The sequence below is a fragment of the Saccharothrix australiensis genome, from assembly GCF_003634935.1.
GTDB classification, from domain to species: Bacteria; Actinomycetota; Actinomycetes; order Mycobacteriales; family Pseudonocardiaceae; genus Actinosynnema; species Actinosynnema australiense.
Genome location: NZ_RBXO01000001.1, coordinates 653939 through 669673, shown reverse-complemented (window position 1 = coordinate 669673; position 15735 = coordinate 653939). Strand labels below are relative to the sequence as shown.

The 15735-nt window shown below is 72.6% G+C and carries 13 protein-coding genes and 1 tRNA gene; 6 read left to right on the top strand and 8 right to left on the bottom strand.

Translation table 11 applies throughout. The features are described from left to right. The first annotated feature begins 325 nt into the window (after positions 1 to 325). Complete coding sequence (locus C8E97_RS03265; RefSeq protein WP_121001499.1) at positions 326 to 829, top strand: inorganic diphosphatase; 504 nt, start codon at positions 326 to 328, stop codon at positions 827 to 829. A gap of 69 nt (positions 830 to 898) precedes the next feature. Here C8E97_RS03265 and C8E97_RS03260 read toward each other — a convergent pair whose 3' ends face one another. Then, on the bottom strand, positions 899 to 2566 hold the full coding sequence (locus tag C8E97_RS03260) for an MDR family MFS transporter (RefSeq protein WP_121010682.1): 1668 nt from the start codon (positions 2564 to 2566) through the stop codon (positions 899 to 901). After that, positions 2566 to 3081 carry a MarR family winged helix-turn-helix transcriptional regulator gene (locus C8E97_RS03255; RefSeq protein WP_121001497.1) on the bottom strand — a complete coding sequence of 172 codons (516 nt, stop codon included), beginning with the start codon at positions 3079 to 3081 and terminating at the stop codon, positions 2566 to 2568. Before C8E97_RS03255 ends, C8E97_RS03260 begins: the two co-directional genes overlap by 1 nt. A 128-nt stretch (positions 3082 to 3209) precedes the next feature. Here C8E97_RS03255 and C8E97_RS03250 point away from each other — a divergent pair, with 128 nt between their 5' ends. The 3 genes from C8E97_RS03250 to C8E97_RS03240 all read left to right on the top strand — a co-directional run bounded on the left by C8E97_RS03250 (position 3210) and on the right by C8E97_RS03240 (position 5417). Next, the gene (locus C8E97_RS03250) at positions 3210 to 3665 is read left to right on the top strand and encodes a DUF4442 domain-containing protein (protein ID WP_121010679.1); all 456 of its coding nucleotides are present in this window, start codon (positions 3210 to 3212) and stop codon (positions 3663 to 3665) included. Positions 3666 to 3750: 85 nt separating this feature from the next. Continuing rightward, on the top strand, positions 3751 to 4470 hold the full coding sequence (locus C8E97_RS03245; protein WP_121001495.1) for an excalibur calcium-binding domain-containing protein: 720 nt from the start codon (positions 3751 to 3753) through the stop codon (positions 4468 to 4470). 11 nt (positions 4471 to 4481) lie between these two features. Further along, positions 4482 to 5417: a TIGR03617 family F420-dependent LLM class oxidoreductase gene (locus tag C8E97_RS03240; protein WP_121001492.1), complete on the top strand. Its 936-nt coding sequence runs from the start codon at positions 4482 to 4484 to the stop codon at positions 5415 to 5417. 589 nt (positions 5418 to 6006) lie between these two features. Here the strand turns inward: C8E97_RS03240 and C8E97_RS03235 are convergent. Further along, positions 6007 to 6333, bottom strand: a complete 327-nt coding sequence (locus C8E97_RS03235) for a hypothetical protein (RefSeq protein ID WP_121001491.1) — start codon at positions 6331 to 6333, stop codon at positions 6007 to 6009. A 160-nt stretch (positions 6334 to 6493) separates the two neighbouring features. Here C8E97_RS03235 and C8E97_RS03230 point away from each other — a divergent pair, with 160 nt between their 5' ends. Then, entirely contained in the window at positions 6494 to 6916 is a 423-nt protein-coding gene (locus C8E97_RS03230; RefSeq protein ID WP_121001488.1) for an NUDIX hydrolase, read from the top strand. Positions 6917 to 7197: 281 nt separating this feature from the next. On the opposite strand, the gene C8E97_RS03225 is transcribed toward C8E97_RS03230, so the two are convergent. Then, positions 7198 to 7271: transfer RNA gene (locus tag C8E97_RS03225), tRNA-Thr, on the bottom strand. 114 nt (positions 7272 to 7385) lie between these two features. On the opposite strand from C8E97_RS03225, the gene C8E97_RS03220 reads away from it, so the two are divergent. Beyond that, the gene (locus tag C8E97_RS03220; protein ID WP_121001486.1) at positions 7386 to 8969 is read left to right on the top strand and encodes a hypothetical protein; all 1584 of its coding nucleotides are present in this window, start codon (positions 7386 to 7388) and stop codon (positions 8967 to 8969) included. Positions 8970 to 8973: 4 nt separating this feature from the next. Here the strand turns inward: C8E97_RS03220 and C8E97_RS03215 are convergent, their stop codons facing one another. The 4 genes from C8E97_RS03215 to topA form a co-directional block, all read right to left on the bottom strand. Then, entirely contained in the window at positions 8974 to 10176 is a 1203-nt protein-coding gene (locus C8E97_RS03215) for a DNA polymerase III subunit delta' (protein ID WP_425470460.1), read from the bottom strand. A 22-nt stretch (positions 10177 to 10198) separates the two neighbouring features. Then, entirely contained in the window at positions 10199 to 12208 is a 2010-nt protein-coding gene (locus C8E97_RS03210; RefSeq protein ID WP_246018644.1) for a bifunctional MFS transporter/dTMP kinase, read from the bottom strand. 79 nt (positions 12209 to 12287) lie between these two features. After that, positions 12288 to 12950, bottom strand: coding sequence for a hypothetical protein (locus C8E97_RS03205; protein WP_147454985.1), 663 nt, complete (start codon positions 12948 to 12950; stop codon positions 12288 to 12290). A 15-nt stretch (positions 12951 to 12965) separates the two neighbouring features. Continuing rightward, on the bottom strand, positions 12966 to 15716 hold the full coding sequence (gene topA, locus C8E97_RS03200; RefSeq protein ID WP_121001478.1) for a type I DNA topoisomerase: 2751 nt from the start codon (positions 15714 to 15716) through the stop codon (positions 12966 to 12968). Positions 15717 to 15735: the final 19 nt, after the last annotated feature.

Below are 15735 nucleotides of genomic sequence, written 5' to 3'. Positions count from 1 at the left end.
GGTTCAGCCGCGCCCGCCGACCCCTCCCCGCCGGGTCGCCGCACGGGGCCGGCACCACCCGGCCGGGGCACCCCGGACGGCGGCGTCGGCATGCGCGTGGTCGGCTGGTCGGCCGGTCGCGGACGCCTGACCTGGACCGTCGGTGGCTCGTGGGCCGTCTCGTCACCGTCGACGGTCGGCCACGATGGCTCGTCGGGCACGCAGACCTCCGCGTTTCATTACGGGCAATGTCACACCATGACCAGGCACATGGGTGAGGGGCGACGACACCTCGTGGTCCACACTAGTGGCGTAACGAACGTCAAAGACGAGCGAGGACCGCGCAGTGGAGTTCGACGTCACCATCGAGATCCCCAAGGGGGTCCGCAACAAGTACGAGATGGACCACAAGACGGGGCGCATCCGGCTGGACCGCACCCTGTTCACGGCCACTCAGTACCCGGCGGACTACGGCTTCGTCGACGACACGCTCGGCGAGGACGGCGACCCGCTGGACGCGCTGGTCCTCGTCCAGGAGCCGACGTTCCCCGGCTGCCTCATCCGGTCCCGCGCGATCGGCATGTTCCGCATGACCGACGAGAAGGGCGGCGACGACAAGCTGCTCTGCGTGCCCGCCGACGACCCGCGGTCGGAGCACCTGCGGGACATCCACCACCTCAGCGAGTTCTACCGGCTGGAGATCCAGCACTTCTTCGAGGTCTACAAGGACCTGGAGCCGGGCAAGAGCGTCGAGGGCGCGACCTGGGTCGGCCGGGCCGACGCCGAGGCCGAGATCGTGCGGTCCTACCAGCGCCTGAAGGACGCCGTGGCGCGCGGCGAGGACCACTGAGCGCCCAGCACGCCGCGAAAAAGCGGGCCACCCCCCGAGGTGGCCCGCTTTTTCATTCGATGGGGTGAACTAGTGGATCGCGACCGGGGCCTGCGCCTCGGACTCGTCGTTCACCCGCTCCAGGCCCGACCGGCTGGACAGCGGCACCTCGCGCAGGAACCACACGACCGCGAACCCGACCAGCGTCACCAGCCCGCCGACCAGGAACACCAGGTCGATGGAGCCGGAGAAGCCGTCCAGGAACGGCCGCGCGAGCACCGGGTCCAGGGTCTTCAGGAACTCGGTGTTGTCCAGGCTCAGCCCCGTGCCGCCGTCCTTGAGCGCCGCGGCGAACTGCTGGTTCTCCGGCCGGGCGAGCGCGGCCAGGTACTCCGGGGTGCCCGCCACCGAGCGCAGCGCGTCGCCGATCTTGTCGCCGACCGTGCTGAACAGGACCGACAGGAACACCGCGGTGCCGACCGTGCCGCCGATCTGCCGGAAGAACGTGGCCGAGGCGGTCGCGACGCCCATGTCGCGGGGCTCCGCGTCGTTCTGGATGGCCACCAGCAGGGTCTGCATGCACAGGCCGAGCCCGCCGCCCAGGAAGAACATCAGCACCAGCGGCTGCCAGATCGGGGTGTCCGTGCCGATCCGGCTGAACAGGAACAGCATCGCCGTCATCAGCGCGAACCCGACCACCGGGAACACCTTGTAGCGACCGGTCCGGGCGGTGAAGCCGCCGCTGAAACCGGAGGCGGTCATGATCCCGAGCGTCAGCGGCAGCATCATCAGGCCCGACTCGGTGGCCGAGTACCCCTTCACGATCTGGAGGTACAGCGGCAGCGACACCATGCCGCCGAACATGCCGACGCCGAGCAGGAAGTTGACCGTGTTGCCGAGGGAGAACGTCTGCCGGCGGAACAGCCGCAGCGGCAGCAGCGCCTCGTCCCCCATCCGCCTCTCGGCGAGCACGAACCCGACCAGGCCGAGGACGCCGACCGCGTACATGGCGATCGCCGTGCCCGAGGCCCAGCCCCACTCCCGGCCCTGCTCGGCCACGATCAGCAGCGGCACGAGGCCGACGGTGAGCAGCGCCGCGCCCTGGAAGTCGATGCGGTGGTCGACCCGCTTGTGCGGGACGTTGAGCACCTTGCCCACGACGACCAGCGCGATCAGCGCGATCGGCACGTTGACCAGGAACACCCAGCGCCAGCCCGCGGTGCCGAGGAAGGTCTCCAGGCCGGCGAACAGGCCGCCGACGACGGGTCCCGCGACGCTGGAGATGCCGAACACGGCCATGAAGTAGCCGGTGTAGCGGCTGCGCTCGCGCGGCGAGGTGATGTCGGCCAGGATCGCCATCGCCAGCGACATCAGGCCGCCCGCGCCCAGGCCCTGCACCGCGCGGAACGCGGCCAGCTCGTACATCGAGTTCGCGATGCCGCACAGCAGGGAGCCCACCAGGAACAGCGAGATCGCGGTGAGGTACATCGGCTTGCGGCCGTAGATGTCGGACAGCTTGCCGTACAGCGGGGTCGAGATGGTGGCGGTGATCAGGTAGGCGGTGGTGGCCCACGCCTGCAGGGTCTGGCCGTTCAGCTCGTCCGCGATGGTCTTCATGGCCGTGGCCACGATCATCTGGTCCAGCGCGGCCAGGAACAGCCCCAGCAGCAGACCCGACAGGATGGTGAGGATCTGCCGATGGGTGAGCAGCGCGGCGCCGGGTGGCGGCGCGTCCGCTCGGGTTGTCGTCTCCGACATCACTTCTCCCCTTCTGAGCGCGGCCCCAGTCCGCCCTCAGCGATGAAATCCGGTAGCGCCCGCTCGTAGTCGCCGACGAAGCGCTCGAAGTGGTCGACGAACGCCGTCAGGTCCTCCTCGGACCAGTCGGCGAGCATCCGCGCGATGGACTGGTTGCGCAGCCGCCGCCGCTCGGCCAGCAAGCGTTCGCCCGCCTCCGTCACGGCCAGCACGCTGGCCCGCCCGTCGGCGGGGTCGGCCCGGCGCTCGACCCACCCCGCCTTGACGAGCGTCGCGACCTGGCGGCTGACGGTCGACGGGTCCGAGAAGACCGCCTCCGCCAGCGCGCTCGACCGGGAGGGCCCCAGGTGGTTCAGGTTCGCCAGCAGCACGAACGAAGCCTTGTCGAGACCGGCTTTGCTCATGTGCGCGGCGACGCACGCGTGCATCTTGTTCAGCCGCACCAGCCCCATGCCGATCCGGTCGGCACGGGCCAGCTGTGCCTCGTGCACCTCGTCACCCTGCGGAGTCGACATGGGACTCTCCGATTGCTTGCATCAACCAACTAGTTGCTGCGTACAAGCATGGCTCTTTCCAAGAGACTTGGCAAACGAAATAACCGGTGAGCCCCGTCTCATTGCTACCGGCCGGTAACATGCGCGCCATGAGCGCAGACCACTCGTTCGTCGCCGAGGCGATGAAGCAGGCCGTGCCGTGGGTCGGGACCAGCGGCGTCGAGTTCGTCGAGGTCACCGGCGACCGCGTGGTCGCCGGGCTGCCGGACGACCCGGCCACCCACAACCACGTGGCCGGCCCGCACGCCGCCATGATCTTCGGGCTCGGCGAGACGGCCTCGGGCGCGGTCGTGATGGCCGCGTTCGCCCCGCACATGGCCAAGGCCACACCGCTGGTCGCGCGCTCGGAGATCACCTACCGCAAGCTGGCGCTGGGCCCGCTGCGCGCGGAAGCCGTGCTCGGCAGGCCCGCCGGCGAGGTGGTGGCCGAACTGGAGGCGGGCAGCCGGCCCGAGTTCCCGGTCACGGTGACCGTGGCCAACGCGGAGGGCGTCACCACCGCCGAGATGGTCGTCGTCTGGACCCTGCGCCCCCACCGCGCCTGACCCGCGTATCACGCGGGGGCGCTCCCGCCAGCGCCCTCGTGTGATACGCGTAACACTCGACCAGGTGGGTGGCGATGAGACGCACATGACCGCCGCAGAAGTGACCCGAAGATCCCTGCCCCTGCTGGTGTTCGCCGCCCTCGCCCTGACGGCGTGCGGCGCGCCGTCGTCCACAGTGCGCTCCGCGCCCTCGTCGAGTGCCGTCACCACAACGACTTCCGCGAGCACCACCACGACCGCGACGACCACCGCACCGCCCACAGTGGAGGTGGCCGAAGTGGTCGACGGCCGCACCGTCACGGTGGCCGGCGGTCGCCGGGTCGTGCTGGCGGGGCTGGCCGAACCGGGCGCGTGCTGGTCGTCCGCCGCCACCGACTTCCTCCGCGCCGCGGTGACCGGCAAGCAGGTCCGCGTGGTCGGCGACGCCGTCCTGCTGCCCGACGGCGTCGACCTGGCCGTCCTCGCGCTCGAACAGGGCATGGCCCGCGCCGGGCAGGCCGCGGCCGCCTCCTTCACCGCCGCCCAGGCCGTCGCGCAGGCGGCGGGCCGCGGCCTGTGGGGTGCTCCGTGCGCGGGCGCGGACACCGTCGCACCGCCTCCCCCGCCGCCCCACACGCCACCTCCCCCGCCCAAGGAGACCTACACGCCGCCGGCGCAACCGGTCGCGCCACCACCGCCGCCGAGCGCGTACTACGCCAACTGCGCCGCCGCGAGAGCCGCCGGCGCCGCGCCGCTGCGGATCGGCGAACCCGGCTACCGCCCCGCCCTCGACCGCGACGGCGACGGCGTGGCCTGCGAGACGTAGATTCGGCGGCTGTGAAGGTCGACCGCCTGGACGTCTCCTACGACCCGCGCACCGTCGTCGACAGCGCACGCCGCGCCGAGGACGACGGTTGCGCGGGGTTCTGGCTGGCCGAGACGCGGCACGACCCGTTCGTCGGCCTCGCCCGCGTCGCGGGCCACACCGGCCTCGAACTGGGCACCGCCATCGCCGTCGCGTTCGCCCGCAACCCCATGAGCACCGCCGTACAGGCCAACGACCTGCACCTGCTGTCGGAGGGGCGGTTCCACCTCGGCCTGGGCTCGCAGGTCGAGCCGCACATCACCAAGCGGTTCGGGATGCCCTGGTCCCGGCCCGCCGCCCGGATGCGCGAGTTCGTCCTCGCGCTCCACGCCATCTGGGACGCGTGGGCCACCGGCGAGCGCCTCCGCTTCCGCGGCGAGTTCTACCGGCACACGCTGATGACGCCGTTCTTCGACCCGGGGCCGAACCCGCACGGCCGGCCCGAGGTGTGGCTCGCGGGCGTCGGCGAGCTGATGACCGAGGTCGCGGGCGAGGTCGCGGACGGGTTCCTGTGCCACAGCTTCACCACCGCGAAGTACCTGCGGGAGGTGACGCTGCCCGCGCTGGCGAGGGGCCGGGCGAAGACCGGTCGGTCGCTGACAGGACTGGGCATCAGCGGGCCGTCGCTGGTCGCGCACGACGACCGCGGGGTGGCGGAGGTGAAGCGGCAGATCGCGTTCTACGGCTCCACCCCGGCCTACCGGAAGGTGCTGGACCTGCACGGGTGGGGCGACCTGCACGACGAGCTGCACCGGCTGTCCCGGCGCGGGCGGTGGGACGAGATGGCCGCCGCCGTCGACGACGAGGTGCTGCACGCGTTCGCGGTGGTCGGCACACCGGCCGAGGTGGCGGCCGAACTCGACCGCCGGTACGGCGACGTCGCCACGAGAATCCTCAGGACCGCGTGAGCCGGTGCCGGGACACCGGCGCACCACCCCGCTCACCCGACGCACGCCACCCACGGCGGACGAGCCGCCCGGACGAGCCGCCCGGACGGGGCGCCGGGCACGGCGAAGGGGCCGGGCCAGCGGTGCTGACCCGGCCCCTCCATCCCGCGAGCCGCCTGTCGGAATCGAACCGACGACCTGCTCATCACGAGTTCTCCAGTAACCGTGCCGAGCGCTGGCAGGTAGTACCGCCCCGGTCTGATCCATGCAGGTCGGACCGGGGCGGCTGCCGTTCTGAAATGGCCTCTGCCGCCTGGTGATCAAGCGTTCGGGCACACACCGGGCACACGTCGCGCGCTGACACTGAGCCGGTGACCGGCACCGATGCCGCGCCGCAGACGGCGAACCAGATCGGGATGCCCCGGAAGTCGATCGGCTCGGCAGGCCCTCGACCACGTGGGCCAGCGACCCGGTGCGCTCCCACACAGTGCCGGGCGGCTCGTCGCCGTCCGTGCGCAACGCCATCGCGTCGGTGCTGCTGCGCACCCGGATGGCGTCGTGCCAGCCGTCCGGCCACAGCCGGAAGCCGTCGACCTGGGTGGGGACGCCGTCATCCAAGCCCCGGTGCACGAACCGCCATCCCGCGTCCCTGATGGCGACCAACCCCACCCGAGCGGTCCGTGTGCGGTGCGAGCGCGCACGAGCTGAACCCGGCGAACGCGCCGCCCTCGGTTGAGCCGTGGTCAACCAGCGTGGTCACGCCGTCCGACGCGCTGTCCCTGTGCGGGACGACGGTGGCGACGGAGTGAGCGAGACGCAGCAGGTCCGCCGAGTCGGCGAGCCCTTCCACCAGCGCCAGGCCGTGCCGCGTCAGCGCGTCCACCACGGCCGATGCGTTGTCGGCCGCGATCCAATCGCCCTCGAACGGATCGTTCATCGTCTCTACCTCCCGAAACGCTCGTTTCGCGTGGCCATGGGAACGCGATTCGCTCGGACACGTCGAGTGACAACCTGTCAACACTGCGTTGGTTCTGGGGGCGGCGCCCGGTGTTGCGTTGCAGCGTGGGCACCGTGCGCACTCCCGGAGGTCAACGCCGATGAGCCAGTTCGTCTACCCCGTCTCGATCAAGGGCGTGGTGGTGCGCGACGACCAGGTGTTGCTGCTGAAGAACGAGCGCGAGGAGTGGGAACTTCCCGGCGGTCGGATCGAGCCCGGCGAGACGCCCGAGGAGTGCGTGGCGCGGGAGATCACCGAGGAAACACAGTGGAAGGTGACCACCGGCCCGATCCTCGACACGTGGATGTACTACATCAGCGTGGCGGAGAAGAACGTGTTCATCGTGACCTACGGCTGCCACCCGGACGGCGACGCCGAACCCGTGCTGTCCCACGAGCACAAAGAGATCGGCCTGTTCACAGAGTCCGAAGTGCACGGGCTGAACATGCCGGACGGGTACCAGCGCTCGATCGCAACGTGGTTCGCACACCTGCGTGAGACCGACCGGGAACCGGCCCGGTAGCCGCTCATGACCGGCGGGCGGTGCGGGGCGTGCGGGGCCGGGCTGAACAGGCTCGCCGTCGAGCCGATCTGCCCGACGTGCCACGCGAGCGCACGTCACGCACCGCCGACCGTGCCCGTCCGCACGCTGACACCGGCAGTGTGGCTGTGGTCGGCCCCCGAGGCGGCGGCAGCGCTGAGGACCCGCGACCTGGCGACGATCCTGCCCTCCACCGCCGGGTCACCAACCTCGGGAATGAAAAAGGACCAGGTCAGACGCGCTGACCTGGTCCCTATCCCGCGAGCCGCCTGTCGGAATCGAACCGACGACCTGCTCATTACGAGTGAGCCGCTCTGGCCGACTGAGCTAAGGCGGCGAGACGCGACAACTATAGCCCAACGGTCGACCGTCACCCGGACGGGGGTCGGCTCGTTAGCTCGGCAGTGACGCCGCTCACGTGCGCGGCGCACCCGACCGTGGGAGGTATCGGATGCGCCTGCCGGCCCTGCCCGTCGCCGCCGCGCTGGTCGCCCTGTGCGCGACGCCCGCCCTGGCCCAGCCGACGACCACGCCGGTGCCGGGACCGCACGACCCTGGCCAGCCGCCCGCCCACACCGGGCCCGAGCTGGTCACCCACGCGATCGGCGACGCCGGCACCGGGCTGGCCGTCGTCCGGCTCGCACCGGGCTCCGCGCCGACGAACACGATCCTGCCGGGGTTCGGCGAGCGGCTGCCCGAGCAGTCCGCCGCCGAGATCGGCGTCGGCCTCGCCGGCGCGCAGGTCAACACCGAGGCGTTCCTGTCCTACGAGCGGGCCGTCGCGCAGGCCGCGCCGCTGGGGTTCGCGGTACGGGGTCGCGCGCCGCAGACGCCCGGCACGCTCGCCCAGACCGCCTCGCCGGACAACGCGGCCCCGCTCACGGGCGCCCTCACGCCGCCGTCGACGCCGTTGGACTCGCTGATCGACGTCGGCCTGCTGGAGGGCAGCGCGCACGCGCGCTGGGACGACGAGCTGGGCCCCTGCGTGCAGCCCCTCGCCGACGCCAGGACGTCCGTCGCGAGCCTGTCCGTGCTCAACGCCATCCCGACGCTGCCCGGCACCACCGACCTGACCGGGATGCTCACCGGCGGGACGCCCAAGCTCGACGAGGCCACCGAGCAGTCGCTGATCGACGGCCTCAAGGGCCTCTCCGGTCCCCTCAGCCGACTCGGCGGCCTGCTGTCCGGCACACCCGACACCGGCGCGCAGGGCTCGCTGCTGAGCCTCCCGGACACCCTCCACGCGCGCTCCGCGGTCGAACTAGTCGACCTGCCCGGCAGCCCCAACAAGGCGGTGAAGTCGACGTCGACGCTCCAGGCGGCGAGCGTCCGGCTGCTCGCCGGCACGCCGGTGGAGATCCGGATCGACGTCGTCTCCCAGCCCACGCTCACCGCGCTCGCCACGGGCGAGGCGAGCACCTCGCGCGTCACCTACACCGCGCCCGTCCTCAAGGTGAGCCAGGGCGGCCGGGAACTCGGCACGCTCGACGCCGCCAACCCGAAGCTCGACGTGCCGATCGGCCTCCCGGTCCTCGGCGACCTGAAGCTGCCCGTGGTCGGCGCGTCGGGGGAGCGCAAGCTCGACATCGGCGTGCTGCGCCTCCAGATCGCGCAACTGACCGAGAAGTCCGCGGTCCTCGACGGACCGCTCCAGCAGGACGGCCCCGTGATCAAGGGGTTCATGCTCGGCGCGACCGCGCGCCTGCTCGACCTCCAGCTGCTGCCGACCGACGCCCTCGGTCTGCCGAACCTGCCGTCGGCACTGGCGCAGGTGTCCCTGGGTGAGCAGGTCGTCCGCGCGGCGGCGCCGACCGGCGGGGTGGTGTGCGCGCCGGCCCGGACACCACCGGGCGGCGGCGGGCAGGCCGCCCCGCCGGAGGGCACCCCGCCGCTGGCGCACACGAGCGCCGCGTACCGGACCGTGCCGATCTTCTGGACGGGGGCCGCGCTGCTGATGACCGGTGTCGTGCTGGTGGCGGCGCTGCCCGCGCGGCGGCCCCGGAAGCCGGTCACCCCGCCCCCGTCGGAGGCGTAGCGGTTCAGCCGCGCTGGAGCGCGGTCAGCATCGCCTCGACGGCGATGCGCGGCTTCACGTTCAGCTCCAGCGCCTCGCGGCACGCCAGCACCGCCTCCAGCCGCTTCAGCGTCGACTCCGGCGTCCACGACCCGGCGGCGGTCCGCGCGTCCTCCGCCCGGTCCGGGTGGTTCAGCACGGCCGGCGCGCCGGACGCCGTCACCAGCACGTCCCGGTAGAACGCCGCGAGGTCCACCAGCGCCTGGTCCAGCGAGTCGCGCTGGGTCCGGGTGGCCCGCGACTTCTGCCGCTTCTCCAGGTCCTTCAGCGCGCCCTTCGCGCCGCGGGTGGCCGCGGCGGTGCCCTTGCCGGTGCCGCCCGCGCCCATCGCCGTCTCCAGCGCCTGCCGCTCGGCCTCGTCCCGCGACTCGTTCGCGGCCAGCGCGTCGCCCTCGGCCGCCTGCACCAGGCTGTCGGCGCAGGTGAAGATGTCCGCCGGGCGGCGCAGCGCCAGCGGGATGCGCAGCACGGCCTCCCGCCGGGCCCGCGCGGACTCGTCGGTCGCCAACCGGCGCGCGCGCCCCACGTGGCCACCGCACACCGACGCCGCCCACTCGGCGCGGTCCGGCGCGACGCCCTCGTCGGCCAGCGCCGCCGCGATGGCGAACGGCCGGGGCGTGCCCAGCGGCACTACCCGGCACCGCGAGCGGATGGTCACCGAGACGTCGTCGGGGTGGTCGGACGGCGCGCAGAGCAGGAACACGGTCCGCTCCGGCGGTTCCTCCACCGCCTTGAGCAGGGCGTTCGCCGCGCCCTCGGTCAACCGGTCGGCGTCGGCGATGATCACCACCTGCCACCGCCCGGACGTCGGCCGCCGCGCGGACACCTGCACCAGCGCCCGCATCTCGGCGACCGGGATCGACAGGCCCTCCGGGGCGACCACCCGCACGTCGGCGTGCGTGCCCGCCAGCGCGGTGTGGCACCCGGCGCACGCGCCGCAGCCCGGCCGGTCGTCGGTGGCGACGCACTGCAGGGCCGCCGCGAACGCCCGCGCCGCGCCGGACCGGCCCGAGCCGGGCGGCCCGGTGAACAGCCAGGCGTGCGTCATCGCACCCGGCGGCGGCGACCCGCCCGCCACGATGGCGGCGGCGGCCTCGGCGGCGGCGGCGAGCACCGCGACCGCGTCGGGCTGGCCGACGACCTCGCTCCAGACACCCCTGATCGCCACGGTCGTCAAACCTACCGAGCGGTCACGCGCTCTCGACGACCGGCCGCACCGGCGACCGCGACACCAGCGGCAGCACGGCGACCCGCACGCGCTCGGCCACCTCGTCCGGCGAGCCCTCGGCGTCCACCACGACGTACCGCTCGGGGTCGGCCGCCGCCATCTCGGTCAGCAGCCGCTGCACCCGCCAGTGGTGCTCCACCGCGTCCAGCGGGCCGGCGCCCCTGGCGGGCGTGCGGTCCAGCAGCACCGTCACGTCCGGCCGCAGCCGCCCGGTGGCCCAGTCGACCAGGCCCTCCATCTCGCGGGGCTCCACGCTGCCCGCGGCGCTGAAGTGCGCCAGCGGGCTGTCCACGTACCGCTCCATCACCACCAGCGCCCCGCCGTCCAGCGCCGGCCGCACCTCGCGCTCCACCACGTCGGCCCGCACCGCCGCCGCCACCAGCGCGTGCGCCCGCACGCCCGACAGGTCGGCCGTGCTGAGCAGGTTGCGCAGGCGCTGCTCGTCCAGGTCGGGATCGGACGCCAGCAGCACCTGGTGCCCGGCGGAGCGCAGCGCGGAGGCCAGCAGCCGCGCCTGGGCCGCCGTGTCCACGCGGCTCTCGCCCTCGACCGCGATCAACACGCCGCTGCCCTGCCTGCCCCGGCCGCGCAGCGCGTTCAGCAGCTCCGACAGGATCGGCTCGGCCCGGCGGTTGTCCATCTGCCGGTAGGCGATCAGCCCGAGCACCGTCGCCACCAGCGCGGCACCGAACAGCACCGGGCGGGTGCCGTCCACGTGCATGGAGTGGCCGAACACCGTGACCGTCCGCCGCTGGATGAGGCTGACCAGCAGCGGCGCGGCGGCCGTCGACACGCCGAGCACGACCTTCAGCAGCGACTGCAGCAGCGCGACGGTCCGGCCGCGCATCTCGTCCTCGACCTGCGAGCCGACGATGGTGAGGCCGGTCAGGAACGCCATGCCGGCGCAGCCGCCGACCAGCGCCACGGCCACCAGCGCCACCCACAGGTGCGGCGCGAGGGCCACGATCATCAGGCTCAGCCCGGCCAGCACGATCGTGACGCCGAACAGCCGGTCGTAGGGCAGCCGGCGGGCCATCCGGGGCGCGGTGGCCATGCCGATCGCCAGGCCCACGAACACCGCCACGAACAGCAGGCCGAACGCGGGCTTGCCGCCGAGCAGCGACAACGCGTACAGCGGCGCCGTGCCGATGACCGCGCCGGCGGCGGCGAACGCGCCGATCATGCCGATCACCAGGCCGCGCACCAGCGGGGTGCGGCCCGCGTACTTCAGGCCGTCGCGCAGCATCGCGAAGAAGCCGGGCGCGCCGCCGGCGGCGTGGTCGCGCTTGACGATCGCGATCCGGCCGGACAGCTCCGGTATGCGGGTGGCGACCAGGATGGCCGACGTGACGTAGAGCGCGCCGTTGACCATCACGGCGATGGTGGCGATGCGGAACTCGATGTCGGTGTTCTGAAGGTGCAGGTAGCCGGGGATGCCGGAGATCAGCGAGTACAGGCCCGCGCCGCTGATGACGGAGATGCCGTAGGTCATCACCAGGCCGAGCTGGTTGGCCGTCTCCACCTGGTCGGGGCGGCGCAGCAGGTTCGGCACGGCCGAGTCCTTGGCCGGGATCCACAGCATCGCGCAGCAGCCGACCAGGAAGTTCGCGATGAACAGCCACCACGCCGTGCCGACCAGGGCGATGGAGATGAACAGGCCGCCGCGCAGCAGGTCGCAGGCGACCATGATCTTGCGCCGGTCGAACCGGTCGGCGAGGACACCGCCCAGCGGGGCGAACAGGATGCCGGGCAAGAGCTGGGTCAGCACGACCAGGCTGAGCGAGAAGCTCTGCCACTGGTAGCTCTGGGTGAGGTTGGTGACCAGTCCGGTGAGGGCCAGCAGTGACAACCAGTCACCGACGCTGCACAGATAGGTGACACCCCAAAGCCTGCGAAACGGCCGGATCGCCAACACACTGCGAATCCGGTGGCTGGTCGAGGCCGCTGTGCCGCCTTCTTGGATGGTGCTCACCCCCGCCGTTCGTGCAGGCAATCAGGGTAGCCGGGGAGAGTGGCCCGAGTGACCGCATCCGCCATTCGGGTGGTCACACTCAGGAGAAGAGCTCCGCCACCGCTTCGATGATCTCACGGAGCACGTTGAACAACAGCCCGCTGACCACCGCCAGCGCCAGGAGGCACCCGATCAGGCCGCCGCCGGCCTTCTTCGGCTCGACCGTCGGCTGGACGACGGGCGGCATCCGGACCAGCAGCGGCGCCTTCCCGTCCCACGGCCGGGTCGGGGCGGGCCGCGGGTACGGTGCCGGCGTCCGCGCCGGTGGGAGCGGGGTCGGCGGTCGGACCGGGGAGGCCGGTCGGACCGGGGTGACCAGTTCGGGCGCGGTGACCGGTCGGGTTGGGGTGACCGGTCCGGGCGGGGCCGCCGGTCGGGGCGGGGTCGCCGCGCGTCGGGGTGGCTTGCCCGCGGCGGACGCGCGTCGCGGCGTGACGGCACCGCGCCCGGAGCGCGGTGGCGGGGCCGCCGGTAAGGCGCCGTCGGCCGGAGCACCCACCGGGGACGACCCGCCGGCACCACCCGGCGGGAGCGACCCGCCGACGTCGTCCACCGGGAGCGGCCCGGTGTCGGCGACGCCCGCGAGCGCGTCCGGGAACGGCCGGGGCGGCGCGGCGTCCCCCGTCACCAGCCCCGCGAGCGGGTCCTCGAACAGGCGGGGAGGCGGTGGGTCCTGCGTGCCGTCCTGACCGAAGTCGTCCACCACCCCATCATCCCGCTAGCCCTTCGACTTGGCCGGTGCTTTGCGACGGGCGGGCGCCTTCTTCTTCGTCACCGGCCCCTTGGCCCGCTTCTCCGCCAGCAGCTCCGCGGCGCGCTCGTCCGAGAGCCCCTCGACGCTGTCCGACTTGCGCAGCGAGGCGTTGGTCTCGCCGTCGGTGACGTAAGGCCCGAACCGGCCCTCCTTCACCACCATCGGCTTGCCGGACACCGGGTCGGCGCCCAGCTCCTTCAGCGGCGGCGCGGCGGCGGCCCGACCGCGCTTCTTCGGCTCGGCGTAGATCTTCAGCGCCTCGTCGAGGGTCACCGTGAAAAGCTGGTCCTCGCTGGTCAGCGACCGCGAGTCGGTGCCCTTCTTCAGGTAGGGCCCGTACCGGCCGTTCTGCGCGGTGATCTCCGCGCCCGTCTCCGGGTCCTTGCCCACCACGCGCGGCAGCGACAGCAGCCGCAGGGCGTCGTCCAGCGTCACCGTCTCCAGCGACATCGACTTGAACAGCGACCCGGTGCGCGGCTTCGGCGCCTTCTTGCCGTCCGGCGGCTCCGGCAGGATCTCCGTCACGTAGGGCCCGAACCGGCCCTCCTTGGCCACGATCTCGTGGCCGGTGACCGGGTCCGTGCCCAGCGAGCGGCCCTCCTGCGGCGTCGCGAACAGCTTCTCCGCGACCTCCCGGTTCAGCTCGTCCGGCGGCAGGTCGTCGGGCAGGTTCGCGCGCTGCGACGTCAGCTCGCCGTCCGGGCCCTCGACCTCGCGCTCCAGGTACGGCCCGTACCGGCCGACCCGCACGACGACCGTGCGGCCCTCCAGGTCCACGAACAGCGGGATCGAGTTCACCTCGCGGGCGTCGATCTGCTCGACGCTCGACCCGACGAGCTTCTTCAGCCCGCCCGACCGGCCCACCGACGACTCCGGCCCGACGTTGCCGCCGAAGTAGAACCCGGACAGCCACGTGGTGCGCTCCTGGCGGCCGGCGGCGATGCCGTCCAGCTCGTCCTCCAGCGCGGCGGTGAAGTCGTAGTCCACCAGCCGGCCGAAGTGCCGCTCCAGCAGCCCCACCACCGCGAACGCCACCCAGGACGGGACCAGCGCGGAGCCCTTCTTCCACACGTAGCCGCGGTCCTGGACGGTGCTGATGATGGACGCGTAGGTGGACGGGCGGCCGATGCCCAGCTCCTCCATCGTCTTGATCAGGCTCGCCTCGGTGAAGCGCGGCGGCGGCGACGTCGAGTGCCCGTCCGCCGACAGCTCGGCCGCCGTCACCGACTGGCCCTTCACGAGCTGCGGCAGCCGCGACTCGGCGTCGTCGGACTCGCCGCCCGCCTCCGAGTCGACCGTCTCGACGTACGCCTTGAGGAAGCCCGCGAACGTGATCGTGCGGCCGGACGCGGCGAACGTGACGGCCTCGCCACCGGCCGCCGCGGTCGTCGTGCCGGAGATGCGGACGCTGGTCGTGTTGCCGCGCGCGTCGGCCATCTGCGACGCGATGGTGCGCTGCCAGATCAGCTCGTACAGCTTGAACTCGTCGGACTCCAGCTCCCGCGCCACCTGGCCGGGGGTGCGGAACACCTCGCCGGCCGGGCGGATGGCCTCGTGCGCCTCCTGGGCGTTCTTGACCTTCCGGTTGTACTGGCGGGGCTCCTTGGACACGTACTGCGCGCCGTACAGCTCCGTGGCCTGCGCACGGGCCGCGCTGATGGCCGTCGCCGACAGCGTCGTGCTGTCGGTGCGCATGTAGGTGATGTAGCCGTTCTCGTACAGCTTCTGCGCGGTCCGCATCGTCCGGTCGGCCGAGAACCGCAGCTTGCGGCCCGCCTCCTGCTGGAGGGTCGACGTCATGAACGGCGCGTACGGCTTGCGCGTGTACGGCTTCTCCTCCACCGACGAGACCGTCATGGTCGCGTCGACCAGGCCGGCGGCGATCGCGCGGGCCTGCGCCTCGTCCAGGACCCGGACCTCCGAGCCCTCCTTCAGCCGGCCGGTCGACTCGAAGTCGCGCCCGCCGGCGAGCCGCACGCCGTCGACCGCGACCAGCCGCGCGCCGAACGTGCGCGGCGAGGCGTCCGCGCCCGCGTCCACGACCGCCGAGACGTCCCAGTACGAGGCGGAGACGAACTTCATCCGCTCGCGCTCGCGCTCGACCACGATCCGGGTCGCCACCGACTGCACGCGGCCCGCCGAGAGCTTCGGCATGACCTTCTTCCACAGCACGGGGCTGACCTCGTAGCCGTAGAGGCGGTCCAGGATGCGGCGGGTCTCCTGCGCGTCGACCAGGTCCTGGTCCAGGTCGCGCGGGTTCGCGGCGGCGGCGAGGATCGCCGGCTCGGTGATCTCGTGGAACACCATCCGGCGGACCGGGACCTTGGGCTTGAGGGTGTCCAGGAGGTGCCAGGCGATGGCCTCGCCCTCCCGGTCGCCGTCCGTCGCGAGGTACAGCTCGTCGACGCCCTTGAGCAGCTCCTTCAGCTCCGCGACGGTCGCCTTCTTGTCCGGCGTGACGACGTAGAGGGGTTCGAAGTCGTGGTCGACGTCCACGCCCAGCCGGGCCCACGACTGGCCCTTGTACTTGGCGGGCACGTCGGCCGCGCCCCTGGGCAGGTCGCGGATGTGCCCCTTGGAGGACTCCACGACGAAGTCGGTCCCGAGGTAGGACGCGATCTTGCGCGCCTTCGCGGGCGACTCGACGATCACCAACCGCCGGTTTCCGCCCGTCGAGCCCCCGTTGTTCTTCTTCGCCCGTGTCGATCCAGCCACGCCGTCCCGCTCTCTCCGA